The organism is Candidatus Woesearchaeota archaeon, from assembly GCA_003694805.1.
Classification (GTDB): Archaea; Nanobdellota; Nanobdellia; order Woesearchaeales; family J110; genus J110.
In genome coordinates this window covers 1-1,108 of sequence record RFJU01000030.1, presented here as the reverse complement: position 1 = coordinate 1,108, position 1,108 = coordinate 1, and the positions used below count along the sequence as shown (strand labels likewise).

General features: G+C 52.6%; 1 protein-coding gene. It reads left to right on the top strand.

The features are described 5' to 3' along the window. Positions 1-1,040: translation initiation factor IF-2 (locus tag D6783_01330; GenBank protein ID RME53665.1), on the top strand; the 1,040-nt coding region annotated here is incomplete at its 5' end. Between the last annotated feature and the right edge of the window lie 68 nt (positions 1,041-1,108).

The following is a 1,108-nucleotide window of genomic DNA, read 5'->3' as shown; positions in this document are numbered from 1 at the left end:
TCAAAGAAGACAAAGGACTGGGAACAACCATTGATGTCATCATCTACGACGGAACCATCACTGTCGGCGACACGCTCATCCTCGGCGGCCTCCAAGAGCCGATCGTCACCAAAGTTCGAAGCCTCCTCGAGCCAGCACCCCTCGCAGAAATGCGCGACAAAAAATCACCCTTCACCCCGATACAACAAGCCGTCGCCGCAACAGGGGTTAAGATCGTTGCTCCAGGCCTTGAAAACGCAATGGCGGGGGCGCCTCTTAGAACCTGCAAAGCAGAAGACGTGGAAGAAGTCAAAAGAGCCATCCAAGAAGAAATCAAAACGTCAATCATCACCACCGACAAGAAAGGCATCGTCATCAAAGCAGACACCCTCGGCAGCCTCGAAGCCCTCGCCCATCTTCTGCGCGAACGCAACATCCCTATACGCAAAGCAAGCGTTGGACCCATCACCAAAAAAGACATTGCAGACGCAGAAAGCAACGCAGAAAAAGATCCGCTCACGGCTGTCATCCTCGGATTCAATCTCCCCCAACCAAGAACACCCAGCAACGTAACCGTCATCACCGACACCATCATCTACAAGCTCATCGAACGCTTCGAAGAGTGGCAAGCCAAAGCCCAAGACGCCATCAGAGCAAAAGAGCTGCAAAACGTGACGCGGCCTTGCAAACTAGAAATCCTTCCCAACTGCATCTTCCGCCAAAGCAACCCTGCCATTGTCGGCGTCGAAGTTCTCGCCGGAACACTCACGTCCGGCATGACGCTCACCAAAGCAGGAACGCCACTCGCAACAGTCAAGAGCATGCAAAAAGAAAAAGAAAACGTGAACAGCGCACCAAGAGGGACGCAACTCGCCATCAGCCTGCCGGGCATCATTGCCGGCAAGCACGTCGGAGAAGGAGACATCCTCTACTCCTACCTCTCAGAAGAAGAATTCCGAAAACTAAAGTCCCTCGTGAAATTCCTCACGAGCGACGAGAAAGGAGCGCTCAAGGAAATCGCACACATCATGCGCGAGCACAACCCCGTTTGGGGCGTCTAAAAAAAAAAGACGTTGCCAACGCCAGAAAAGAAAAAGGAACATCGGCAAGGAACGAAAAAGAAAAGGAG